Here is a 26,519-nt window from a genome sequence, read left to right on the forward strand (position 1 = left end):
GCCTAAATTATAAGCGGGGTTCTTTTTTATTTGCCAAGGCCGCAGCTGATTACATCATGCCACCCATGCCGCCGCCGCCCATTGGTGGGCCTGCTGGTGCATCTTCCGGATCGTCTGCTAATACGCATTCTGTTGTTAACAACATTGATGCGATAGAAGCTGCGTTCTCTAAGGCTACACGGCTTACTTTAGTTGGGTCAATTACACCTGCTGCAATTAAGTTTTCAAACTTATCAGTACGTGCATTGTAACCGAAGTCGCCAGTGCCTTCTTTAACTTTCTGTACGATGATAGAACCTTCAATACCTGCATTCTCGCATATTTGACGTAATGGCTCTTCGATAGCACGACGTATGATCTGGATACCAGTATTCTCATCCTCGTTTTCACCTTTAAGGTCAGCCAATGCTGCTACAGCACGGATGAAGGCTACACCACCACCTGCAACAATACCTTCTTCAACAGCTGCACGGGTTGCGTGTAAAGCGTCGTCAACACGGTCTTTCTTTTCTTTCATCTCAACTTCAGATGCAGCACCGATATATAATACCGCAACACCACCCGATAGTTTAGCTAAACGCTCTTGTAATTTTTCTTTATCATAATCAGAAGTAGTTGCATCCATTTGCGTTCTAATCTCGTTGACACGAGCCTGGATAGCGTCAGTTGAGCCTGAACCATTGATGATAGTTGTATTGTCTTTATCAATGATAACTTTCTCTGCAATACCTAAGTGCTCTAGTTCTGCATTTTCTAATTTGTAACCTCTTTCTTCAGAAATTACAGTACCACCTGTTAAGATAGCAATGTCTTCTAAGATAGCTTTACGACGGTCGCCAAACCCTGGTGCTTTAACAGCAGCAACTTTTAGTGAGCCACGTATTTTGTTAACTACCAAAGTAGATAGCGCTTCGCCGTCTAAATCTTCAGCAATAATCAACAAAGGTTTGCCGGTTTGTACTTGTTTCTCCAATATCGGCAATAACTCTTTCATCGAAGAGATCTTTTTGTCGTAGATCAAAATGTAAGGGTTCTCTAACTCAGCTTCCATTTTGTCTGTATTGGTTACAAAGTAAGCAGACAGGTAACCACGGTCAAACTGCATACCTTCAACCGTTTTAACTTCGGTTTCAGTACCTTTTGCTTCTTCAACAGTAATAACACCACCGGTACCAACTTTTTGCATCGCGTCAGCAATCATTTCGCCGATAACGTCATCGTTGTTCGCAGAAATAGATGCTACTTGTTTTACTTTGCTAAAGTCGTCGCCAACGTCTTGTTTTTGAGTTTTTAGGTTCTCAACAACACGTTTAACAGCTTTGTCAATACCACGTTTTAAATCCATTGGGTTTGCACCCGCAGCAACGTTTTTAATACCTGCAGTAACAATAGCCTGCGCTAATACAGTTGCAGTCGTAGTACCGTCACCTGCTATATCAGCAGTTTTAGATGCTACTTCTTTAACCATCTGAGCACCCATGTTTTCGATAGGGTCTTTCAGTTCAATCTCTTTAGCTACAGTTACACCATCTTTAGTTACGATAGGTGAGCCAAATTTTTTGTCGATAATTACGTGACGACCTTTAGGACCTAACGTTACTTTTACCGCGTTAGCTAAAATATCAACACCTCTTTTAAGGGCGTCTCTAGCTTCAACATTATATTTTACTTGCTTTGACATGCTTTTGTTTGATTTTTTAATTTGATGAATTATTGAACTACAATTTAAGCTACAAGTATTGTTTACTTATATGCTAAATCACGCATTCAGTAATTAATTATAACACGATATAAATATCAGATTCTCTCATTATCAGGTAATCTTTACCTTCAATGGTAACATCCTGACCAGAAAATTTTCCGTAAAGAACTTTATCGCCCACGTTTACTGATAATGGAACTAAATTACCGGTTGCCTCTGCGTATCTGCCAGGGCCTACAGCTACAACAAGACCATGTTGTGGTTTTTCCTGAGCGGTTTCAGGGATGTAAATACCTGAAGCGGTTTTTGTTTCGGCCGGAGCAGCTTCAACTACTATCCTGTCTCCGATAGGTTTAACGTTTAATGACATACTTATATTTATTTTTGGTTATGTAATTTATTAACCCATAGTAACAATGGGATGCTTGCTTTTGCACATCAATTATGCCAAGGCTCAAATTTGACACATTTACTGTTGTATTGTCAGTTTTGAGTAACTGCGTTAATTTGTGGTTTACATTACGGCGTTTTGCCGTGTCATGATGACAGTACCAAAACATAAAAAAGGCTTTGAAGTTTCGCTTCAAAGCCTTTCCATATAGCTTTACCGGTTCTTATTTTTGAGCCGGGATTTGCAATGGCTGTGTAGCTGGTACAGATGGCTTTGCTTTTAATGATTTTTCAACCTGCTCCTGATACTCACTGCTAGTAGCGCCGGAACCACCTTTGCTAACAACGTTAACTGCCAGCGACAATACCATTAATGTGATAGCCAAAGCCCAGGTACCTTTTTCTAAAAAGTCGCCGGTTTTTTGAACACCCATTAATTGCGATGAGCTTGAAAAATTTGATGATAAACCCCCACCTTTAGGATTTTGAATTAAAACGATAAGCCCTAACAGCGTGCACACTAAAACAATAAGGATAACAAGTACTAAATACATTTCTTTATATATTAATTTATTTTACTTTCTAACTGTTCAATTTGGCCTGCAAAGTAAAGGCTTTTTTCCGGATATTTCAACATCAATTTTTTATACGTTAATATCGCTTTGTGATAAAGCATTTGTTCGGTATAAATCCGGGCTAAAGTCTCTGTTACAAGTTCTTCTTTATCTTCGGAGCTGCTTTTAGCTTTGTTCTCATTATTTAGCTTTACACCTGCCGGATGCTGGATCTGAGGCTCTTCTTGTATAAAGCGCTCAATGATCTTATCCTCCCGGCGTATTGACCCTGTGCCTACAGTTTTGGGAGCCACTTTATCCAGCTCCGTAAAGGCTGTGGTGCTTACGATGTTTTGATAATATTGTTTTTGTAGCTCATCAACCGGTATTTTTGGTTCTGCCGATGGTGCAGTAGCCGGAGCGGGTGCAGCGCTATTATGCTTTGCGTAGGGCTGGTAAGCGGCTGCATGCTCCCTGCGGGTTTTATCCAGCCACCACATAAACGAGTACGGCATGGTCTCGTCATGATACATGGACATCTCCTTTTTTGCATCAAAGCTACGTGCTTGCTGCTCATACGCGGCATTAGCAATCACAACAGGATGCAGATTGGCCGGCGACACCTGTTTTTCTTCGACCGCCGGGTAAGTTACTGGCTCTGGCACCTGCTGTTCGGCCGCAGAATCTTCAGTAATCGGCGCGACATTTTCAGTAATGCCCGACGCGGGTTCGGCTATCTCTGGCTCAAAAACGAAATAGCTTTCGCCGCCTTCAGCGGCAGCTTTATTTAGTATAGCTAATTGCTCAAGGCCAATGTCCTCAATACTAACTATCTCATCATATACCTCATCCTCTATAGGTTGATGAAAATATCTATCGCCCGTGCTTTCATATGATGATACAAGGGCAACTGGGGCAGCCTCACTCTCGGCTAAATAAGCATCGTATTGCTGAGCTAGCGACTCCTCAGCCTCTTCGGCTATTTCGGGTTGCTTAATCTCAACTTGCTCAACTATCGGCGCTTCGGCTATTTCCTCGTGTATCGGGTCTTCTTCAATCGCTGTACCGGTATCTAACGCAGTATATGACGTGTGTGTTTCCGGCTCTTCTTCTACATAAGTAATCTCCTCTGTATAAATGCCTTCACTTTGCTGCTGGGTTTCGCCGTCTTCAAGATATGCGATTTCTTCATGCGATTGATCAGCTATAGGCTCGCCTATATAATGATCGGCCAGAGTTTTCTGAGGTTCAGAAAATCCATTGTAACTTGTTTCAACTTCTGGCTCAAAAACCTCCATCGGCGCAAACTCTTCAACACTGTCGTCACCAACGGCGGTGTCGGCAGATTCTGTTATAGGTGGTTCAAAAGTTTCCGTTACAGGCAAATTAAAATAGGTATCAGCAACTACCTCTTCGGGCTCGTCGCTAAATACAATTTGATCCTGGTTAACTTTTGCTAAACTATCCGGAGCAGTGGCTAGTTTATGTAATACCCGTGGGTTGAAATATGCGGCGGCATGTTTTAAATGCTTCTTGTCGCCATTTGGCATTAACAAGGCGCGCAACACGCCACTCTGTGGAAAATCAGAAACCAACGATTGTAAACTGAAGATATAGGAATGGTTAGGATCAGCCGGATTGGCTAAAAGTTTCCATAAAAATTCGTACTCTGCTGTGTCTACTTGTTCGTTCACGGGGATGAAGCTATAAAATACTTACCAATTATTAAAGGCCTTATTAAAAATTTCGTCAACCAGCTGTTTTACAACACCCCGTATCAGGTTTTGTTCCTGTGAGTTGATATCGCCGGTGAAGTTGACCGTTTTTGTAAAAGCCTGATCAAAATTAAGCTTTTTATCAGCATCATAAGTAAACTTGGCCCTTACTGTTATGGTTAAAATAGATGCACCCGCAATTGGCGGCTGGTTTGGGTTTGTCGCCTGTATGGATGCGGGGGCGTACGAGTAACCCGTAATTGATCCACCCATATTGGCATCGCCTTCGCCGGTGACAATACTTAGCTTGGTAGTAGTGCGGATCCGTTCTTTTAAAGCCTCGGTAAATTGTAAACTCAGGTAGGATACAACAATCGGCGCATCGTTTTCAAAAAAATCAATATGCACAGTACGCATGGCCGGCGGCACGGCCGAACCTGACAAAGAATAACAACCCGGCGATAAAAAGATCAAAGCGCTTAGCGCAATAATAATACCCGTTAACCTTTTCATCAACCTTATAAGTTTAGTTCTTTTATTTTTCTGTACAATGTACGTTCTGATATACCGAGCTCGTTTGCGGCAAGCTTGCGTTTACCCTTATGTTTTTTAAGCGCCTTACGTATCAGGTCCGATTCTTTTTCTATCAACGATAAAGACTCTTCTACCTCTTCGGCATCATGTGTAATATTGTACCCTTCTTGCTGTTTATTGTTATTGATAACGGGTTGTTGGATAGTAAATTGTGGCTCGGCATGTCCGGCCGGCATTTCAATATCGCGGTACAGCTGGTTTATAGCTTGCGACTGATTTGCAAAGCTTGGCGTTACACCCCCGTGCTCTATAATATCGGCTACAAGCTTTTTTAGCTCCACCATATCGCGTTTCATATCAAACAATACTTTGTACAATATATCGCGTTCAGAAAAGTCTTCTTTGGTCTGATTGCCAACACGCATGGGCAAATTTTTGCCGTTTGCTTCCTGCGGGATATAGGTTAACAAGGTTGGACCGGTTATAACATGATCGCGCTCTAAAACCGCCAATTGCTCGGCCATGTTTTTTAGCTGGCGCACGTTGCCAGGCCAGGAATAATTGATCAGTATTTGCTGAGCTTCTTCGTCTAATTGGATAGGCGGCGTGCGGTATTTATCAGTAAAATCCGATGTAAACTTTCTGAATAAAAGATAAACATCTTCTTTTCTGTCGCGCAGTGGTGGTATCCGCAAAGGCACAGTGTTTAAACGATAGTAAAGATCTTCGCGAAACTTGCCATTCTTTACTGCATCATATACATCAACATTAGTTGCTGCAATTACACGCACATTTGTTTTCTCAACCTTTGATGACCCTACCTTTATGTACTGGCCAGATTCTAATACACGCAGCAAACGTGCTTGTGTTCCCAAAGGCATCTCGGCAATCTCATCTAAGAAAATCGTTCCGCCGTTTACGGTTTCAAAATATCCTTTACGCTCGCCAACGGCACCGGTATAGGCACCTTTTTCGTGACCAAAAAGTTCTGAGTCTATAGTGCCTTCTGGTATCGCACCGCAGTTAACCGCGATAAAGGGCCCATGCTTGCGCGGGCTCATTTGGTGTATAATGTGCGAGAAAACCTCTTTACCGCTACCACTCTCGCCGGTAATCAATACAGAAATATCGGTTGGCGAAACCTGGTTGGCTATATCTATGGCCCGGCTTAACAAAGGCGAGTTGCCAATGATACCGAAGCGTTGTTTAATTTCTTGTATCTCCATGCCCCTTAGCCCCCTAACGGGAGAATAATTAAGGTGTAATTTATTAGTCTATTATATGGCCCATCAAAGTAGCGCTAGTGCTGCGCTCAGCGATCACATTAACATACATCCCTGGTTTAAATCTTTCATCAACCGGGAAAACCATCATGGCGTTCTGGTCTGTACGGCCTGCGTAATCGTTTTTTGATTTTTTTGAGAAACCTTCAATCAGTACCCTTTGCACTTTACCTATTTGCGCCTGTAAACGTACCAGCGAGTACTTTTGCTGTAAAGCAACTATCTCTGTCAATCGCGCGGCTTTAACTGGCTCAGGAATATCGTCAGCATAGCGCTTGGCGGCTAAAGTGCCCGGGCGTTCGCTGTACATAAACATGTAAGCAAAGTCGTACTGAACGTACTCCATCATGCTTACCGTTTCCTTATGCTCTTCGTCTGTCTCGGTGCAAAAGCCGGTAATAATATCTGTTGATATAGCGCAGTCAGGCATAATACGGCGGATAGCATCTATACGGTTAATATACCAATCGCGAGTGTAGGTACGATTCATTAAATCCAACACACGGGTATTACCCGACTGTACCGGCAGATGAATGTATTTGCAAATGTTATCATACTTAGCCATTGTATATAACACCTCGTCAGTAATGTCCTTGGGGTGAGAGGTTGAAAAACGAATCCGCAATTCAGGGTTGATCAAAGCTACCCGCTCCAATAAGTTAGCAAAATTCACTTTCTGGCTCTCGTCGTCGTTTTGCCATTTGTATGAGTCTACGTTTTGACCCAGTAAGGTCACCTCGCGATAGCCACTATTAAATAAATCTGTAGCTTCCTGAACAATGGAGAACGGATCTCGGCTACGCTCACGGCCGCGGGTAAAAGGCACCACGCAGAACGAGCACATATTATCGCAACCGCGCATAATAGATACAAAGGCGTTGATGCCATTGCTATTTAAACGCACCGGGCTGATATCCGCATAAGTTTCCTCGCGGGATAGCAGTACGTTTACAGCTTTCTGGCCGCTATCAACCTGGTCTATCAAGTTTGGCAAATCGCGGTAAGCATCGGGGCCTACGACAACGTCAACCAGCTTTTCCTCTTCTAAAAATTTAGCCTTCAAGCGCTCCGCCATACAGCCTAATACGCCTACCACCATACCCGGCCTGCTGGTTTTAGCTGCCTTAAATTCTTTAAGGCGGTTACGTACTCGGGTTTCAGCGTTTTCCCGGATAGAACAAGTATTGATAAAAATCACATCGGCGCTGGTATAATCACTGGTAGTTTCAAATCCTTGCTCAGACAATATAGATGCAACTATCTCGCTATCAGAAAAATTCATGGCGCAGCCATAGCTTTCTATGTATAGTTTACGCCCATTATTCTTTCCAACGACAGGATCTAAAACTAGAGCTTCGCCCTGCCTGCTCTCATCGTGTGCTTTATCCGGTATAACCAAATCAATCATTCGTATCAAAATTTGAGCAGCAAAAATACACAATTTTTACATACCATGTGACAGATTGGCAGAATAATACGGTACAAAAAGTTACAACAATATTCGGCGGGGGGAGAATAATTAAAGTAACAAAATACGCTACTTGTTGTTAATCAGCAATTAAAGCATCTGCAAATGACAGAACAAGATACTCCGAAGAAATCCACCATACGGATATGGCCCATTGTAATACTAGTGCTAATACTTACTATTGGTGGTGCCGGATGGTACATCTATAACAGCTATTTTGCCGGCGACAAATGGAAACCACTGTTGCAAGCAAAACTTAAGGAACTGGTTATAAGCACATCAGACAGCTTATACCGCATAGAGTATACCGATTTCGACCTTAACCTCACATCCGGCGATGCTACTCTTAGTAACTTCAAACTGATACCTGATAGCGCAGTATATCAAAAACTGGTAGCTGAGCAAAAAGCACCCAACAACCTGTTTACCCTAAGCGTTAAGAAACTGACCATTAAAAATGTGGGCGCTAAAAAAGCCTATACCGACAAGATACTGATCATTGACAATATCACCATTGACAAACCTAACTTAACCATTGTCAATAAACGTTTTAGCTTTAATGATACCGTTAAAGTAGGCAGGTCTAAAACACCTTACGAGATCATAAAAAAAGTATTTAAGCAGTTGCGCATTGATGCAATATCTCTTAAAGATATCAGTGTAAATTACATTAATAAAAACAATCCGGTTACCAGGCAAACAGCCATTAACCACTTGGATATCAACATATCTAATATCGCTATCGATTCAGTTTCGGCATTGGATAGCAGCCGGTTTTACTATACTAAGGGCGTTGATTTTACTCTGCACGGCTACAAGGTTGCTACGCCCGACAGCATGTATTACAGCGAGATAAAACAGCTCTATTTTTCGACGGCAAAACGAGAGATAATTCTAGACAATGTAGACTTCACGCCACGCTATAATAAGGCTGATTTTTACAAGAAACTAGGCCGTTCGAGTGAAATTTTCACACTAAAATTCAAGAAAATAGCAATAACAGACATCGATTTACAACGTTTTTTGCGCGATCAAAAACTACACGCCGGGCAGCTTGATATTGTGCATGGGGATGTACAGATTTACAACAATAGTAATTATAAAGGCAAAAAATCCATCAAGATTGGCAAAGACCCGCACCAGGCTTTACAGAAGGTGGCGCTGGAAATGAAACTGGCAAAACTTAATATCAGCAAAACCAATATCGAATATTCTGAGCTTGATGCCACCACACAACGCACAGGTGTCATAAAGTTCTCCAATACCAGCGGCCACTTTACTAACGTTACAAATGACCCTGAGGTTAAAAAACAAAACCACTTTATGACCGCCACTATCAACACCCATTTTATGGATGTGGCGCCATTGCAGGTAAATTTTAAGTTTAACCTTAATGATCCTAAAGGAGCGTTTAACTACTCAGGGACGTTAGGTAAATTTAACGGACAGGTGTTAGATAAGCTGGTTAAGCCGCTGGCCATGGTGCACGTAAAAAGCGCCGATGTAGAACGCCTTACCTTTAACGTAAATGCAAACAATTATGGCGGGAGTGGCCACCTGGAGTTTTACTACAAAAACCTGAATGTTGAGCTGCTGAAAAAGGTGGAAGGCACCAATCAGTTAAAAACTCAGGGCTTTATATCAAAAGTTGCTAACTCGTTGATCATTGTTAATGATAACCCGGATAAGAAAGGCAACTTCAGGCCGGGCCCTATAAACCTTACGCGCGAGCCTACGGTATCATTCTTTAGCTTTTTGTACAAAGGTTTGCTGGATGGCTTAAAACCCAGCGTGGGTTTCAGCAAAAAAACAGAGGGTACTGTAAACAAAATAGTTACTAAAGTAAGTACCTTGGTTGACAAGTTCAATCAGTTTAAAGAAAACCGCAAGCAACGTAAATTAGAACGCCAGGCCCGCCGCAAAGCAGAGCAGGACTCGATTGCTAAAGCAAAAAAAGAAAAGAATTAAATGGCGTTAGGCTTTCTAAAACATAAATGGCAAAAAGTAACGCTGATATCCGTCGGTGTTTTTATTGTAGTGCTGTTCGGTGCGGCTATTATCATCAATCGCTCGTGGTCTGCTATCCTATCTTCGAAAATTAAAAAGGCGGTAACCGAGGCTACCGACGGTATATATACTATCAACTTTAGCTCTGCCGAAGTGAGAGTACTGGAGGGTAAGATATTACTGTATAATATTGATTTTAAACTTGATTCGGCCGTTTACAAGCACCGTCAGCAACAAGGACTTGCACCAAACAATCTTGTTGAGCTTCATGTAAAAAGATTAGTGTTATCACACATACACCCCTTTAAACTATATTTTAAAAAGATAGTTGACATTGATCGGATTACCCTTAACGAGCCCGAGGTACATGTAACTTACCAATTAAATCATGTAAAAGATACGCTGGATAAGGACAACCGTACCGTTTGGCAAAAAGTGTCACAATCGGTAAAATACATACATGTCGGTGATATTTTTTTGAATGATGCCAAACTTAAATATACCGACTACTCGGGCAAAAAGGTTGGTATTACTGAGCTAAAAGAGGTGAACATACAAGTTAATGATCTACTGATAGACTCGCTTACCCAAACAGACACTACGCGTTTTTTATATTGCAAGGATGTAATAGCCGATATCAACAACTTTAAAGGCAACTCGCCCGATGGTTTGTATAGTTATACTTTAAAGCGGGCCAGGTTTTCTACCCTCACTTCGCAATTAAAAATACAGGATTTTAAGTTAGTGCCTACAGCAAACTACTTTGCCAAAACCCACAAAATACGCTACGCCATAAAACTTGATTCAATTATACTAAACCGGTTTGATTTTAAAACCTACAATAAATACAAATCATTTTCGGCATCTAATCTTATTATTAGTCGCGGAGCTTTTGACATATTCGCTAATCCGAATGCACCGAAGATATATAAAGATAAGATCAGAAGTTTCCCGCATGTAGCGCTCTTTCTAGTCGAGAGCCCCTTTAAATTGGATACGTTGCAGATAAAAAAACTTGACGTTAGCTACAGCGAATACGGCAAAAAATCCCATCGTAGTGGCACTATAACATTTAACCGCACCAATGCCGATTTTTATAATATCAGTAATAACAAAGCGGCGCTTCAAAAAAACAAGCTGCTCACCGCACGGGTAAGCAGTCATTTTATGGACAGAGCAAAACTCAACGTATCTTTTACTTTTAACCTTACTGATAAGTTGGCCACTTTTAGCTACAAAGGCCACCTTGGGGCTATCAAACTATCGGCACTAAACGAGGCTACCGTACCATTAGCCATGGTCAAAATCACCTCGGGAACGCTAAAAAGCTTCGACTTTGATTTTGATGCCAATCGCAACTTTTTTAATGGTAAAGTAACTATGCTTTACAACGATTTGAAGGTAAGCGTGCTTAAAAACGATGAAGTAGATCAACAGCTTAAAAAGAAGTTCATTGTATCCATGTTTGCTAATTTGTTTATTCTGAAGCATAACAATCCGGATAACGAGGGCGAGATTCCACGCTCATTCAAAGTAAACTTCAAACGCCCTATTGATTTCCCATTCTTTAAAACCATTTGGAACACGTTGCTATTAGGCATTAAGTCCGCCGTAGGTTTAGATGATAAAACCCAGAAAGCCGCCACAGCGCGCATGTCAGCCGAAAACCTAAAAAAGGAAGACCGGCAAACCAGAAAAGAAAAGCGCAAAGCCAAGCGAGCGCTAAAGAAAAAACAAAAGGAAGCAGAGAAGAAAAGGGAAGCGGCCGAGAAGGCGGCTAAAGGTTGATAAAGGGCGGTACCCTGCCAATTTAAACGTGATCTTTATTGCAAGGTCAGCACCAAGTTAAAGCCGAAGGTGGTAAATGATGTATTAAACGCCTGCGAGGTATATGGCTTAGTAAGATTTGAATCATAAAAGATATTTAATACAAACCTTTGGTTAAGGATATAATTAATTGATGGGCGATAGGTAATATTCTTAGCACCGGCCGATATTTCGGCAGCGGTTACATCGGCCTGATAAATGATAGTCTTGTTATCACGTAAGGAAAAATCAAGCTTAAAATTAAGGTCATTTTTCAAAATGGTATTGTTAAACAACCCAAATGGGAATCTGAAGTCCCGGGTTTTGTAGCCAAAGCCAAACGTCAAATTCTTCATATTTAATTGCGTAAGCTGGCTATTGAGTAAGCTCAAACTCAGCTCGCGGCTTTGGCGATACTCCAGGTTGGCAGTCATATTGTTTTTAAACCTTACATCGATACCCAGCAAAGGCACAAATTCCTCTATGATACTTACCTGCGAGATCTGGTAAAACGGAAGAAAATCGTTATTCACATCGCGCACTACAGACTTCCCCCGCGACTCATTGTATTGTAGCAGCGTGTTATAACTATTAACCAAATAGGTTGACTGATAACCATTGCGGATATCAAACGAATCGAACACCTCTGCTAAAAAGGGCAGGCGGTTAAGACCACGGTAGGTTAGCTGCCAGTTTGGTACCGGTATGCTCGGGAACTGGTTCAGGCTCACCCCAGCTGCATCTTTACCTGTGTACGCGGCCAGGAAAGCAGGTATTACAACGTTTTGCGAGTTGGGTCCGTAACCATCGGCATAACCGTTGCCGCCAACGCCGGTTGAGTTAGGATTGTCCTGCCCTAAACGCTTTGAAATTGCTGCCCTGTTCTCTAAAAACTTCTGGAACGGGCCTGATGAATTATTAATACCATCTTCTTTTGAAAAGGCGGTAGCTAACGAGAAGAATGAAATGTTGTAAGAGCCGCTGGTAACCGGCGACAGATTTTCGAACCTATTGCTGCTTGCCAAATACTTAAAGTTGGTTTGATAGCTGCGTAAGCTGCGCTTAAAGAAACTTACCTGCACATCCAACTGTGATATTGGCGATACGTTAGCCCGCAAGCGTAACTCCTCCTCAACACTTTGTACATACAACTGATTTTGAAGCGTATCTCTGGAAAGCCATCCCCTTGAGAGCGCCTTGCCTCGGATATCAGCCTGGCTGCCTAAAAGGAAACCTAATCCGGGGGCATCATAACTTAAGTCTTCGCCAAATAAATTTGAATGTGGCAAATACCCGGGCAAAAATGTAGCGTCTGTACGAGTAAAGTTACCGTTAATGCCCTTAACGCTGGTTAGCAAACCAACAGCAATACGGGTTAGCGGGCTGCGTGCATCAACAGCACCGGCTGGTGTCTTTAAAAAACCTATCTTGTTATAGAGGGCAGTCAGGTTCAGATCAGGATCAAACTGGATCTTGCGCGCGTTTTGAATGCTGTTACCTACGTTAAGCTGCGGGTTACCAATTGCAAACTCTGGTGCCGACCGCCAGGTAAAGTTTGTGCTGTAATGCGCGGTAAGGTTAGCCCAATCCATATACGGTATTTTGTTTAGCGGCACCGCGTAGTTAAAATTTAACGTGTGGTTGTAATTAGTGGTTCGGCCAAGCCTGCGGATATTGCGCCAAAGGGTATCAATTTTTAAACCATCTAAGCGGCCATAAGGCTCATCAACCACCGATAGATTGGTAGCGTCAATATCGATGCTTAATGATTTGGTTAAATTCCAGCTGAAACCGTAAAAACGGGTAATGTTAAAGTTTTTGTTAAAGTTAGTTGGTATTGGCAGCGGGTTTGACGGATCAAGGTTACGCAGGGTGTTTTCTGAATAAAACCTGTCAAAATTAATGGCAAAGTTTATCCGTGTGGGCGACAGATTAAAGTTAATGTCTTTAATCAGCGTCAGCAAATTACTCTTTATAATTCGCTCAAACGGGTTTATATAATTGGGTTTGTTAGCATAATTATAAGCTAAGCCAACCCTGTAGGTTTTTTGCAGATCGTTCTCTGTTATAAAGTCATGGTGTACGTATTCGGTATAAGCATACGTAGCGTTCAGGTTTTCTATGTCGTAAATCTTAGGCTTATCATCCGGGTCGGTACGTTCTTTGCGTACGTTGGTAAAGTTGATGCTTTTACGCATGGTATAATCCTGCGCGGCGTTATTTATCGAGTCGCGTTGCTCGGTTGTTTTTGCGCCGTCTAAACTTTGCTTTAGCAGGATATCAGATTGTGCGGGGTCGTACTGAGGCGTGTTTACCTGGTTAGATACGTTGACATAAGCCGGGATTTTAATACCTGTTTTGGTTGGGAAGAACCTACCCAGGTCCATATTGGCCGATATATCATACCCCTGGTTGTTGCTTAGCTGCCGGTCCTCTAACTTAGAATCAAGCGCACCAAAGCCGGCGGTACTTTTATTGCCCGATACGGTAACGGTAGCAAAGTCGGCCAGTTTAACATCGGCGCGGACAGTTGCCGCCCAGCCGCCCTGATTATTAAAATCAGTTAAGCGTAATTCATCAAACCAAACATAAGCCGATTTTACTAGTCCGTCATCAGCTCCGTTGGTTGAGTTTGGTCGGTAGGGGTTGCGTACCCCCAGCATAATAGTGCGCAGCCTGCTCAGATCGGGCACACCCACAATGGTAATACGGTTACGGCCATTACTATAGGTAAACGGCCTGTTTATTGGCCACGGTAAGCCATTAAACTTTGCGTTGTTACGGGCTATTTTGGCATCGGTTAATATAGTAAGGTCAATATCAAGCTCGTTAGCCTCGGGCCATATCGAGCTTTCATTGGTAGTACCCGGCAATGTTACCACCAGTGGTATCTCATATTCGTAGTAGTTATCCTTATAATCAGCTCCTAAACGGATAAAGGCATGCAGGTCATTATCTCTTAAAACTGTTTGGTTAGCTTCGGCATGGATAAACATTTGCAGGCGCTTGTAGCGGCGCAAATCGTTATAAAAGGTTTTAAACGCTGCTCTTGAATAACCGTCGCTCAGGTTTTTTACGTTTAATGATAACGATTGCTCATTAAGTTGTGTGTTTGATTGCAGGTTGTTGTAGTCGCGCTGGCGTTGTATACCCGGTGGTACCACGTAAGGCACCGGTATACGTTTACCATTTTGTTCGATATTTACCGATTCAACTGTAAGTGTCGAGTTATCTAATGGAGCGTTCGGCAGCGCCGGATCGACAATAACATTTAGCGGATTGTTCTCTGAATTAAACTCGCGCCAATCGCCGCGCACCATTTGCAGTGTGGCAAAACGCAACACAGCCGTATCGGCAAAGTTGGTCATAAACATACGCATGTATCTTATGGCCTTAAAATCCTGTATGCCGCCAACGGCAGTTTGATACGCGCTGATAGGGATGCGAAACTGGTACCAGTTGGCAGCTTGCGTACTACCGTCGGCCATTTTAACTTGCGCGGTAATTTTATCATTGATGAAGTTTTGTCCAGTAACCAGATCCTGCGGGCGCATAGACACCTTGTACTGAAAGTACTGATCGTCCTGGCTCATGTTGTTATCACGATCAATATCCTCGCCATCCGGCAGGGCAGTGTTTGCTGAGGTTTGAAGGCCCAACTGAGCCTGCGATTGTTCGGCGGTCTTAGAGTTGCCTTCGTTGCTGTTAAAGCGACTGTAGCGCTCTAATATCCCTGCGCGGGCTGCATCCTGCTCAGGCCCCAGGTAGTAGCGGTAGTTATCAGAAGATGGATCATTGGCAAATGCCTGGGCCGCCTGCCTATTAACCAAGTTTGACATCTGCTGGATGACCGATCCAAACTTACCCTGCTCATCAGCATCATTCAAACCGTCTAAACCAATGTCTTGCAAAGCGCGCGACGACGGGTTACTATCGAAAGCATTAACAACAGGCTGCTTTTTAGGCACGCGACCCCAAGCTGTAGTGTCAACGGTACTTAAGTCGCCGTTAACAGGCAAGCCATTCTCTAAACTTTTGCGGCCGTCTTTTAAAACATCCTCTGAAATGCTACCCAGATTGAAATAAAGATCGCCACCAGGCGAATTCTTTTTATACATAAATGGGTCCATCACCCAAAACTCAATATACTCTACGTTTTGCGCCTGAAAATCGTTGGTTGAGATGCCCCGGTAAATGCCACCCCAGCGCGACGTTGGGTTTTGCAGCGTACCGTCGGTATTTAAGCCCGTGGTAGCGTAATTGTACGGACCACGGATGGTTGGGTAAAAAGCCATATCAAGCGTGGTTAAACTTAAAGGCTGGCCCGTAACTGTTTGCCTGTAGGGAAAAACCTCGTTCTGTAAAACCTGCCTGGTATAATGATTTGACAGTTGTGCCCGGGTTACACCCGTAGAGCTCGTGTTGGTATAAAATATGGGGTCGATGTTGTAAAACGCCAGCCTTGCACGATTATAACCATAACCCAGATTATTATATAATTGCGACTCGGGAAATAATTGCGGCGTCGCTGCCAGTTGCCAGCTGTTGGCGCTTTTTATGTCAATGATGGATTGGCTGTTCTCAAAATCATCAAGGTACGATGTGCCGTTTTTTGATCCGGCATAGTTTAGTATGCTGGGGCTACCCGGCAATAGTTGTGCAAACTCGCCACTTAGCGTTACAGATGAGGGCACTTTGGTTTGAATGAATGGAATTTTATCGACCAAACGTGTCAGGAAACGAGAGTCTGAGGCATAGTTAAAATCAAAACCCCAAATGGAGTTTGATATAGACTCTTGCCCCACCGCCTCATTTTGTGATATAGGCTGCTCGGTTAAATGCAAAAATGTACCGCCTAAAGCGAGTTTTGGGCTGGCGCGATAGTCAAATCTCGAACCATATAACGACCGCTGCTGAACGCCAAACAGTTCATTATTTTCCAGATGTACATTAATGGGTTGGCCGGATTGCAGGATAGCCGTATTGATAACGTTTAAACGGCCGGAGCTGTAGTCAATCGTATAATCTGTGCCCTCCGTAAGCTTGTTTGAACCTGCCGATACGGTAACAGAGCCCTGCGGGATATTAATAGCGTTAAGTGTGTACTCGCCGCCACCACCCTGCGAGGTGTAGGTACCTCTGATGGCATAGCGGTTAAGCTTAGGGAAAAATTGCTGCGCTACGGTTTTGGTAGAGTCATACAGCTGTTGGTATACATATCGGTTAACCAGGTCTGTTTCGCCCGGGCCAAACTGCCGGGCCAAGTCAGAGCCAAATGGCTCGACGGTAGGGAATATAATGCGTCCGTTTTGCGGGTCGATAGTGATACCTTCTAGAAAGTCGAAGTAACCATCGGGCTGCTTGTCGCGTTGCTGATTAAGGTTATCAAGTCCGGTCAGTCTGAGCCAGAGCTTGTTGGCTGTATTTTGACCTTCTTCCATCACCGGTTTATCAACGCCGGTTTTATCATCCAAACGCGCAATAGTAAGCGTAAAATTAATAGGGCTAACCTGGAAAGCGTTAAGTGAGTAGATGTTTTTCATCATCAGATCCCAGGTTGGAAGGTTGGTTTTAAGCAGGGTGTTTTTTAACAACTTGGTATATAATACTTTCGGGGCTGTAGGGCTGGCAGGTATATCGCTAGAGAACTCGCCCACCTGGTATTGCTTGCCGTTGTAAGTATATTGATAAGCTACAGTCAGTACCTCATCGTTATTTAAAGGATAGTTTAAGGAGATGAAACCCAATTGGGGGCTCAGCGTATAATCTTTATTTAACACCAACTTACGGGCGTAAGTTAACTTGGCGTAATTGTCTGTACCCCCATTAGCGGCAAAATAAGTGATCAATGAGTTGGCCGGATCATTGGTTTGCCGTGCGCCGGCAGGCAGATTGGTTAACAAACTATTCGACTGATCTGTAAAACCTGGCCCCTGGAATCCCGCCGGGAAACCCGAAAAGCCCGGGCCGCCCTGCACTTGTGCTGTATTGTAAGGAGCGTTTTCACCAAGATCTAATAAACCGACTACGTCGCGAGAGTCGGTAGTTGAGTTTATTCGGTTGGTTGTCCATACCTCAATTTTGGTAATGTTAGCATTTGAAGCAATAACCGGGATATTGGCCAGTGCCCTGTTATAGTTATTGCGAAAAAACTGCGACAGGAAGTAGTGCTTGTTAGCCTCATAATCAGACGCCATAGCCGAGAATGCGGCCTGCTGCCCCTGACTGGACAGCGTAATGTTTTTTGACTGCGACCGCTGCTGCGAAAAGATGGATGTAACATCTAGCTTCCCAAACTTGAGCTTGGTTTTTAAACCAAACAAGGCCTGTGTACCGGTAATAAGTTGCGTGTTTAAGGGCATGCTCACCGTACCAGCCTGTATGCTTTGGATGATTTCGTCTGGTCGGCCTGTATAATCAAGCTTAATTTGATTATCAAACTGGAACTGGGCGTCTGTATTATAATTGGTGGCAATTTTCAGTTTGTCGCCAATCTCGCCGGTGAGGTTTAATTGTATGTGCTGATCAAAGTTAAAGTTAAACTGCTTGCGCTGCTTGGTATTAAACAGCGGATTCTCGTTACTATTAATCTGCCCCGATAAAACAGCCTCCGCAGTACCCTGCGGGCGGATATTGATTGTGGGGCTGCCAAATATGCGCTCAAAAGTTTGGTTACGTACCTGTATCTGCGGTATAAACCCCGGTTGCGTTTGTTGATATGAGTAATTTTCAGCTAGTTTTTTAAAATAGTCGCGCTTGTCTTCGGTTTGCCTTAAGCGCATGTACTCGTTAAAACTCAGGTAAACCGGCGGGCGGTATAACAGGTTGCCTACACGCTCATAGAGAATGTAACGGTTGCTCATGATATCGTACTCAACCGTGCGGGTTACTCCAGCCGATGGCGGATCAAAGATGCCTTGGCGTAATAACGCGTTTTTAGATTGGGTACCTTTAAGTGGCGGGGCAATAATTCTTACAGTATCTTTACGTGCTGCGGTAGGGCGTGGTTGTTGGGCATAGGCTCTCCTAATCCCCCCAAGGGCGGCTATAAAAAGTATTCCGATAAATATTTTACAAGTAAAATTTTTTACCACACGCAAAACTATAAGCTCACGTAACTACAAATTTTTTAAGGCGAATTTTATCAACTGCTCCACGGTTAACGACGCGCCATTCTTCTTTATTTCCTGCTCTAAAACCTTCTCTGCAGTATTACGGGCAAAGCCAAGCATTACTAATGCCGCAAGGGCTTCATCTTTCACAGTTTGAGCTATAGGGGCCGTACTTAGGGTTTCAGAACCTTCTTTTCGCAGCTTGTCCTGAAGCTCTAAAATAACTCTTTGGGCCGATTTAGGGCCAATTCCTTTTATTCGTTGTATTAATGAAACGTTACCATTTATGATAGCCGTCTGAATTTCAAGCGGAGTAATAGATGACAGCATCATACGCCCTGTGTTGGGGCCAATCCCTGATATGGATATCAGGTGTAAAAACAACCTGCGTTCGCCTTCATCAGCAAAACCGTAAAGGGTATGGCCATCCTCTTTAACGTGTAGCCAGGTGTACAGTTTGCAACGCTCAGCATCGCCCAATAAAGAGTAAGTGTTTAATGATATATTGATATGGTAGCCTACGCCACCTGCATCAATTACCACGTAAGCAGGGCTTTTAAAAGCAAGCTTGCCGTCAATATAAGCGTACATATTTTATCTATAGATGAAGGGTTAATGTGTATAAGCAAACAATTGCAATAATAAAGATGGCTTAAATCTTGATTAAGACCATAACTCAAAAAACAACTATTTGTTGTGAGCCTTTGCCTGCGCGTCAACCACAGCAATGGTTACCATATTTACTATCTCACGTACGGAACTGTCTAATTGCAGCACATGTACCGGTTTGTTCAATCCTAATAATATCGGCCCAACTGCTTCGGCCCCGCCAATCTCTTGCAATAACTTATAAGCAATATTGCCCGATTCTAAATTAGGGAATATCAGCGTATTGGCGGCCTTACCTTTTAATGTCGAAAACGGAAAGTTATCGGCCAGCAACTCGGCGTTTAATGCAAAGTTGGCCTGCATATCACCATCAACTATCATGTCCGGGTAACGCTCATGCAGCACACGTACAGTTTCGCGGGTACCTTCGGGCACGGGGCCTTCATTTGATCCAAAGTTCGAATACGATAATATAGCTACCCTTGGCTGGATATTGAATCGCTTAACAGATCGTTCTATCAAAACGGTAATATCGACTAACTCTTCTACTGTAGGGTTAACATTTACTGTTGTATCGCCAAAAAACACCGGGCCTTTTGGGGTAATCATCATGTACATACCCGCTACACGCGTAACACCTTTTTCGGTACCGATGATTTGCAGGGCAGGCTTAACTGTAGTAGCGTAGTTTTTACTCAAACCGGATATCAAAGCATCTGCTTCCCCAAACTCTACCATACATGAACCGTAGTAATTTGAATCTGTCATCAGCTTGCGGGCCTCAAACAAGGTGATACCGCGGCGCTGGCGCTTTTTAAAATAGTATTGCGCGTATTTCTCGCAATTCTCCGCACCTAAATGCGGGTCGATGATCTCAACATCGTCCAGATCCATGTCGTGTTCTTTAATGATCTGTTTTATGCGCTTTACATCGCCCAATAGTATCGGTGTCGCTATGCACTCATCCTTAACTATTTGAGCAGCACGTAATATTTTGTAGTTATCAGCATCGGCTAACACCACGCGTTTAGGGTTACTTTTGGCTATGTTGGTAATGTTGCGCAACAATTTATCATCAACCCCAACTCTGGTGTGCAGCTCCTCGGCATAAGCGTCCCAGTCAGTAATAGCAATGCGCGCCACTCCCGATGCAATAGCCGCTTTAGCCACCGCCGATGATACCTCGGTTATTAACCTTTGATCCATCGGTTTTGGAATGATATACTCGCGGCCAAATTTTAAATTTTTGGCGTCGTAAGCTAAATTCACCGCTTCGGGCACCGGCTTTTTAGCAATGCCTGCAATAGCGTGCACCGCGGCCAGTTTCATCTCTTCGTTAATGGCACTGGCCCTAACATCAAGCGCGCCCCTGAAAATATAAGGAAAACCCAGCACGTTGTTTACCTGGTTAGGAAAATCAGAACGGCCGGTAGCTATAATGATATCCTTGCGGGCTTTAATAGCCAGATCGTAAGCTATCTCTGGCACCGGGTTAGCCATCGCAAAAACAATAGGATTTTTAGCCATCGCCTTTAACATATCCGGTGTAACTACGTTACCTGCTGATAAGCCAATAAATACGTCTGCACCTTTCATGGCGTCGGCTAAAGTCTTAATATCCTTGCGCTCGGTTGCAAAGAACATCCGTGTGTCGTCAAGATCTGTACGGCTAGGCGTAATCAGTCCGTTGATGTCAAACATCACCAGGTTCTCTTTTTTAACCCCTAAGGACAGGTATATTTTCGAACATGATACAGCCGCCGCCCCCGCCCCGTTGATAACCATTTTTATCTTATCCAACTTTTTGCTCTGCAACTCGCAAGCATTTAGCAATGCAGCGCCCGATATGATGGCCGTGCCATGCTGATCGTCGTGCATTACCGGAATATTCATTTCGGCTTTTAGCCTGCGCTCAATTTCAAAGCAGGTTGGGGCAGATATATCTTCTAAATTGATACCACCGAATGTTGGCTCCAACGCCTTTACGATCATAACAAATTCGTCGACTGATTTGGTGTTCAATTCCAAGTCGAACACATCAATATCCGCATAAATTTTAAACAGCAGGCCCTTGCCTTCCATTACCGGCTTACTGGCTTCGGGGCCAATATTGCCCAAACCCAACACGGCAGTACCATTGCTGATAACAGCTACAAGGTTACCTTTGGCTGTATATTTATAAACGTCGTCTACATTTTCAGCTATGCGTAAACACGGCTCGGCAACACCAGGCGAGTATGCCATGGTTAAGTCGCGCTGCGAGTTGGTAGGCTTTGTTGGCACCACCTGTATTTTGCCCGGCCTACCGTTAGCGTGGTAGTTTAAGGCATCTTGTTTACGATTAGCTTTGTCCATAGATAACAGTTATCATTCAAAGTTAGTGCTTTTTTACACTCCAAAAGGATGTATTCGGGGGATAAAACGACTAACTGCGGTTATGCGCTGTTTAAAGACACAAAAAAGCCGGCTTTGAAAACAAAACCGGCTTTTTTATATTAAAATTTTTATCCTTTTACCGCTTTGGCAAAGGGGTTTAACCTGAGCTTTTGCCCGGCTGTAACCTTTGTACTTTGCTGACGGTTCCAGGCTTTTATCTCGCGGACGTCAAGGCCATACATATCGGCAATGGCCTCTAGCGTGTCGCCGGATTTGGTAATATAGTAGTCCGGTGTTTTTGATCCTTTTAATACCGGTAAAGGTGTCTCGTTGCCCGCAATTGCTTCCGTTGCCTGTATAACAGGCAGGGCAGCCGGCGGCGGTACTGGCAGCATAGGTGCGGCGATGTTATTTAACACATTGTATAAATTTGTGTAGGCTACCTGGCCAACTTTTGGTATAACCAGCCTGCGCGGAGCCGCTTTAGTACCATTCACAATCAATCTCTTGTAGGCCGGATTTAGCAACGTAATATCAGCCATATTAGCGTTTAACGCCCTGGCCACGTTGCTCAAATCTACCATTCTGTCAACCATAACCGTATCTGTGTTAGCCGCAATAGCCCAGTGGTCTGCAACTATATTATGCTTTTCGCCATAGTTCATGACATACGACATAGCGATATAGGCAGGCACATAGCTGCGCGTTTCGGGCGGCAAATATTGGCGAATAGTCCAAAAGTTTAATGATCCGGCTTGTTCTACGGCACGGGCAATATTGCTTTTGCCACTATTGTAAGCAGCAATTGCCAGCAACCAGTCGCCAAACTCCATGTAAGCGTCTTTTAAATAAGCCGCGGCTGCATAGCACGATTGAATCGGATCTTTGCGCTCATCAACATAGTTATCCATGTTAAGGCCAAACATTTTGGCTGTAGGTGCCATAAACTGCCAAGGACCGGTAGCACCAACGCGGGATACGGCATTTGGATTAAGTTTAGACTCCACGACTGACAAATATTTTATTTCCGTTGGGATACCCGCCTCGCGAAAAATTTTCTCGTAAATAGGGAAATAGTATTTTGAAAGGCCTAAAACATGGCCCATTTCAGACTTGTTGCGCATATACAGGTCTATATATTCCTGCACAAAAGGGTTATAATCAAGCTGAATTTCTTTTTGGATTGCATCCAGGCGCGTTTTGTACAACGATCCTTCGTAAGGGTTGTAAGCATTGTTTAAAATAGTATCGCGGGTGTTGTTTTGCGCGTAGCTCCCACGCATCATGCGTACAGTCGAGTCGGCAATGGTAGTTAGTGAATGAGCTTGTACAATTTGCTGTGATAAGAGTATGGTGGCAAAAGTCAATAGTCTCTTCATTCTTTTTCTTTAGGGTAAAGCTGTATACGCTTATTAAACAAACAAGTTTTACTAAAATTAATAAATTTTATAGCTCCACGAAATATTTGGAGAAACTTAATAATTCTTGTTCGTTAAAATGTTTGGTTAATAATTGTAATCCTAACGGTAATCCTTTGCTGTTATTGCCGGCAGGTAAAGAAATGGCCGGGACGCCGGTTAGTGATGCCTGCACTGTGAAAATATCTGCCAGGTAACTTACAACCGGATCTTTTTCTTCTTTGCCGATATTAAAGGCCGGCTCGGGTGCCGTAGGCATCAGTATAAAATCGTATTCTTTTAAAATTTGATCTGTTTTTTGCTGTATCAGGCGGCGTACTTTTTGGGCTTTAGCGTAATAGGCGTCATAATAACCTGCGCTTAACACAAACGTGCCCAGCATAATTCGGCGCTTAACCTCTTTGCCAAATCCTTCGGACCGTGATTTTTTATAGGTCGACATCAAATCGGTAGTGTTAGGGCTGCGGTAGCCATAATGCACGCCATCAAAGCGCGACAGGTTAGATGACGCTTCGGCAGTAACCAAAATATAATAAGCCGGTACCAGGTAATCTAAATATTCAAAAGCTATTGGTGTAACCGTATGTCCTTCGGCACGTAGTTTCTCAATAGCGGTTATTAATGTTTGTTTTATTTCCGGATCCACACCAGGACTTGATATAGACTCTTGCAGATAGGCTATTTTTTTCTTTCCTTCAGGAGATTGCAAGTTGGCTGAATAAGCCGGCACGGGGTTGCTGGCTGTGGTGCTATCATAATCGTCGGCACCCGCCATAACCTCTAACAACAAAGCCGCATCCTCAACAGAATTTGTGATAGGCCCGGCCTGATCAAACGACGACGCATAAGCTATTAACCCGTAACGTGATACACGCCCGTAGGTAGGCTTTAACCCTACAACACCGCAAAACGCTGCCGGTTGCCGTACAGAGCCGCCGGTATCTGTACCTATGGCTGCATGACACATGCCAGCCTGTACCACCACCGCCGAACCGCCCGATGAACCGCCGGACACTTTAGTATTATCCGCATGATTTTTTACCGGGCCGTAGTACGATGTTTCGTTAGCGCCGCCCATAGCAAACTCATCGCAGTTGCAACGCCCTATAATAATAGCATCTTCTGCAAGCAAACGCTCAACAATAGTTGCCGAATATATTGATGTAAAACCTGATAATATTTTTGATGACGCGCTTACCTTATGGTCTTTATAGCAGATATTATCTTTTATGGCGATAACCATGCCGGCAAGTTTGCCCGCATTGCCTTGGGTAAGGCGGCTATCTATATCTTTTGCTCGCTGTAATGCTTCCTGGCCAAAAACCTCATTAAAAGCATTTAAGTGAGCATTTTGTTCTATCGTTTTAAGATAGTTGTTTACCAACCCTACTACGGTAGTTTTACCGTTTTGCAACTCACTCTTTATCTCACTTAAAGAGGAATAATTTTTAGTCATGGGCCGAAAATAAAAAACTTATCCATTGAAACCGAAATTAATTTCAACGGATAAGTATATACAGTAAAATTACAACTAAAATCTAAACCTGAGTTTTAGATTTTTCTTCTTCTTCGTTGCCGTTTGTAGCGTCTTTAAACTCTTTAACGCCTTTACCTAAACCTTTCATCAGTTCGGGAATTTTTTTACCGCCGAATAGTATCAATACTACGGCTAGAATAAGAATAATTTCTGGAGCACCTAATCCCATTTTATTTATTTATTTATATTTGGTTTATACTTCGTTTTCCTTCTTTACAGGTTCTTCAATTACGTTAGTTGTTGGCTCTTGGTTTTCTGTAATACCATGATAATGATTACGGATCGCTTCGTCATCAGTATCATAGTGTGCAACGTTATCACTTGCAACGTGGGTTTGGCTTACCGGCACTGTATTAGCAACCGGGCTAATGGTTGGTGTTTCTATAGCGCTGCCATCGGCATTATCCGTTGAGTGCTCAGCAATTAGTGGCGTTTCATCAACTTTAACCGCCTTCTCTTTCTGCTTGCTTTCGTAGTTGTCTATTTGATTATTGATCTCGCGTTTAACACCGTCAGATGCATCCTTAAATTCGCGAATGCCTTTCCCTAACCCCTTAGCCAACCCCGGCAATTTATCACCGCCGAATAACAATAATGTCACAAAAAGGATCAACATTATCTCTGGCGCCGAAAACTCAAAAAAGCACAATACTGAACTTAACATAATCTAATTTTAATTTACAAATATAATCATTTAAAACTCACAATGTCACTTACCTATCAGCTAACCAGAATTTAGGATTAACTGCCGCACCAGCTTTATACAGCTCAAAATGCACCATTGTATCACTTGTACCTACATCAGCAGCCGCGGTGCCTATATTCTGTTTCGTGCTTACCTTTTGCCCGGCAGATACCGACGTTGTCTTGAGGTTTGAATACACTGTAAAGTATTCGCCATGATTTACTATAATCATATAAGTACCCAAAACGTTTGACACCTTTGACACAGTCCCTTCAAAAACTGCCCTTACCGGCGCATTATTGTTTGTTCTTATATCCAAACCATTACTTTCGCTGCGGATACCCTCAGTCATGTAAGTGCCAAAACCTTGCGTTATCTCGCCTGCGGATACCGGCCATGGCAATCTTCCCCTGTTACCCAAAAAGTCGCTTGATAACTTAGCTGCTTCCGGGGTTGCGTTCAACAACTGGCTGTCCGTTTTGCGCGGAACAACTTTTGCTACCACCGGCGCGTCTTTACCCGCTGCCGCCGCCGCCGCCGCTGCCCTGGCACGCTCAGCTCTAAGCGCTGCTGCGCGTCGCTCTTCTTCCTCGCGGCGCTCTCTCAATTCTGCATTAATTACCGCACGGGTAACACGTTTCACTTCAGCTTGGATTGATTGACGCTGACGCAATAACGATTTTTCTTGCTTGGTAAGGTTTTTTGCTGCTACGGACTGGGTATTACGTTCTTTACCAAGCGTTTCTTTCTCTTTCTCCTGGTCTACAAGTAACGTATGTTTTTCTGTTTTGGTTTTATCAAGCTCAACAATTTTATTGTTAAGCGATTTTTGCTTACCTTCTATAGATGCCGCTTGACGCTCTCGGTAGGTGGCAAACTGCTGCAGGTATTTTAGCCTTTTGTAAGCCTGGTTAAAATCTTGCGCGGCAAAAATAAACATCAGCTTGTTATGAGCACTTTTGTTGCGATAGGCAAACAGCACCATATCAGCATACTTGCGCTTAAGCAAATCAAGCTGTCCCTGCAAATCGTGCACGGTATTTGTATTCTCTGATATTTGGTTGTTAAGGTTACGCACCTCGCCATTTATAACGTCAATCTTCCGTTCGCGCAAGGATATTTGTGCTTTTAATATACTTAGCTGTTTTAAAGTAGACTTTTTGTTCGATTGGGTTTGAGCAAGCTCCCGGGTTAACTCGTTTAATTCGTTAGTTATCCTCTCGCGCTGCTTTTTTAGTTCGCTGCTGCTTTGAGCACGCGCGTTTAACGCCGCAAATACTACAACAAATAACAAAAATGCTTTAAGAAATTTCATCCGGTCAA

17 protein-coding genes are annotated in these 26,519 nt (G+C 43.3%); 2 read left to right on the forward strand and 15 right to left on the reverse strand.

Features of this window, described 5'->3' with window-relative positions:
- Nucleotides 1-49: 49 nt before the first annotated feature.
- The 7 genes from groL to miaB form a co-directional block, all read right to left on the reverse strand.
- Complete coding sequence (gene groL / locus ACFSYC_RS00235; protein WP_377122060.1) at nt 50-1,681, reverse strand: chaperonin GroEL; 1,632 nt, start codon at nt 1,679-1,681, stop codon at nt 50-52.
- 97 nt (nt 1,682-1,778) lie between these two features.
- Complete coding sequence (locus ACFSYC_RS00240) at nt 1,779-2,072, reverse strand: co-chaperone GroES (protein WP_377122063.1); 294 nt, start codon at nt 2,070-2,072, stop codon at nt 1,779-1,781.
- 244 nt (nt 2,073-2,316) lie between these two features.
- Nucleotides 2,317-2,646: a preprotein translocase subunit SecG gene (gene secG / locus ACFSYC_RS00245; protein WP_377122066.1), complete on the reverse strand. Its 330-nt coding sequence runs from the start codon at nt 2,644-2,646 to the stop codon at nt 2,317-2,319.
- Between the two features lie 11 nt (nt 2,647-2,657).
- Nucleotides 2,658-4,340: a hypothetical protein gene (locus ACFSYC_RS00250; RefSeq protein WP_377122069.1), complete on the reverse strand. Its 1,683-nt coding sequence runs from the start codon at nt 4,338-4,340 to the stop codon at nt 2,658-2,660.
- A gap of 21 nt (nt 4,341-4,361) precedes the next feature.
- On the reverse strand, nt 4,362-4,874 hold the full coding sequence (gene lptE / locus ACFSYC_RS00255; RefSeq protein ID WP_377122072.1) for an LPS assembly lipoprotein LptE: 513 nt from the start codon (nt 4,872-4,874) through the stop codon (nt 4,362-4,364).
- Between the two features lie 5 nt (nt 4,875-4,879).
- A complete protein-coding gene (locus ACFSYC_RS00260; protein ID WP_377122075.1) occupies nt 4,880-6,121 on the reverse strand; it encodes a sigma-54 interaction domain-containing protein in 1,242 nt (413 codons plus the stop codon).
- A 43-nt stretch (nt 6,122-6,164) separates the two neighbouring features.
- A complete protein-coding gene (miaB, locus tag ACFSYC_RS00265; protein WP_377122078.1) occupies nt 6,165-7,586 on the reverse strand; it encodes a tRNA (N6-isopentenyl adenosine(37)-C2)-methylthiotransferase MiaB in 1,422 nt (473 codons plus the stop codon).
- A gap of 165 nt (nt 7,587-7,751) precedes the next feature.
- Here miaB and ACFSYC_RS00270 point away from each other — a divergent pair, with 165 nt between their 5' ends.
- The gene (locus ACFSYC_RS00270; RefSeq protein ID WP_377122081.1) at nt 7,752-9,614 is read left to right on the forward strand and encodes a hypothetical protein; all 1,863 of its coding nucleotides are present in this window, start codon (nt 7,752-7,754) and stop codon (nt 9,612-9,614) included.
- Nucleotides 9,615-11,441, forward strand: a complete 1,827-nt coding sequence (locus tag ACFSYC_RS00275) for a hypothetical protein (protein ID WP_377122084.1) — start codon at nt 9,615-9,617, stop codon at nt 11,439-11,441.
- 35 nt (nt 11,442-11,476) lie between these two features.
- On the opposite strand, the gene sov is transcribed toward ACFSYC_RS00275, so the two are convergent.
- The 8 genes from sov to ACFSYC_RS00315 form a co-directional block, all read right to left on the reverse strand.
- Nucleotides 11,477-18,553 (reverse strand): T9SS outer membrane translocon Sov/SprA, encoded by a 7,077-nt coding sequence (gene sov / locus ACFSYC_RS00280; protein ID WP_377122087.1) that lies wholly within the window; start codon nt 18,551-18,553, stop codon nt 11,477-11,479.
- A gap of 24 nt (nt 18,554-18,577) precedes the next feature.
- A complete protein-coding gene (ruvA, locus tag ACFSYC_RS00285; RefSeq protein WP_377122090.1) occupies nt 18,578-19,162 on the reverse strand; it encodes a Holliday junction branch migration protein RuvA in 585 nt (194 codons plus the stop codon).
- 96 nt (nt 19,163-19,258) lie between these two features.
- The gene (locus ACFSYC_RS00290; protein ID WP_377122093.1) at nt 19,259-21,535 is read right to left on the reverse strand and encodes an NADP-dependent malic enzyme; all 2,277 of its coding nucleotides are present in this window, start codon (nt 21,533-21,535) and stop codon (nt 19,259-19,261) included.
- 149 nt (nt 21,536-21,684) lie between these two features.
- On the reverse strand, nt 21,685-22,935 hold the full coding sequence (locus ACFSYC_RS00295; RefSeq protein ID WP_377122096.1) for a lytic transglycosylase domain-containing protein: 1,251 nt from the start codon (nt 22,933-22,935) through the stop codon (nt 21,685-21,687).
- 67 nt (nt 22,936-23,002) lie between these two features.
- Nucleotides 23,003-24,430, reverse strand: coding sequence for an Asp-tRNA(Asn)/Glu-tRNA(Gln) amidotransferase subunit GatA (gene gatA / locus ACFSYC_RS00300; protein WP_377122099.1), 1,428 nt, complete (start codon nt 24,428-24,430; stop codon nt 23,003-23,005).
- A gap of 82 nt (nt 24,431-24,512) precedes the next feature.
- Nucleotides 24,513-24,680, reverse strand: coding sequence for a Sec-independent protein translocase subunit TatA/TatB (locus tag ACFSYC_RS00305; RefSeq protein WP_377122102.1), 168 nt, complete (start codon nt 24,678-24,680; stop codon nt 24,513-24,515).
- Between the two features lie 24 nt (nt 24,681-24,704).
- The gene (locus ACFSYC_RS00310) at nt 24,705-25,175 is read right to left on the reverse strand and encodes a Sec-independent protein translocase subunit TatA/TatB (protein WP_377122105.1); all 471 of its coding nucleotides are present in this window, start codon (nt 25,173-25,175) and stop codon (nt 24,705-24,707) included.
- Between the two features lie 49 nt (nt 25,176-25,224).
- Nucleotides 25,225-26,511: a murein hydrolase activator EnvC family protein gene (locus tag ACFSYC_RS00315; RefSeq protein WP_377122108.1), complete on the reverse strand. Its 1,287-nt coding sequence runs from the start codon at nt 26,509-26,511 to the stop codon at nt 25,225-25,227.
- Nucleotides 26,512-26,519: the final 8 nt, after the last annotated feature.

Source organism: Mucilaginibacter antarcticus (genome assembly GCF_042686155.1).
Lineage (GTDB): Bacteria > Bacteroidota > Bacteroidia > Sphingobacteriales > Sphingobacteriaceae > Mucilaginibacter > Mucilaginibacter antarcticus.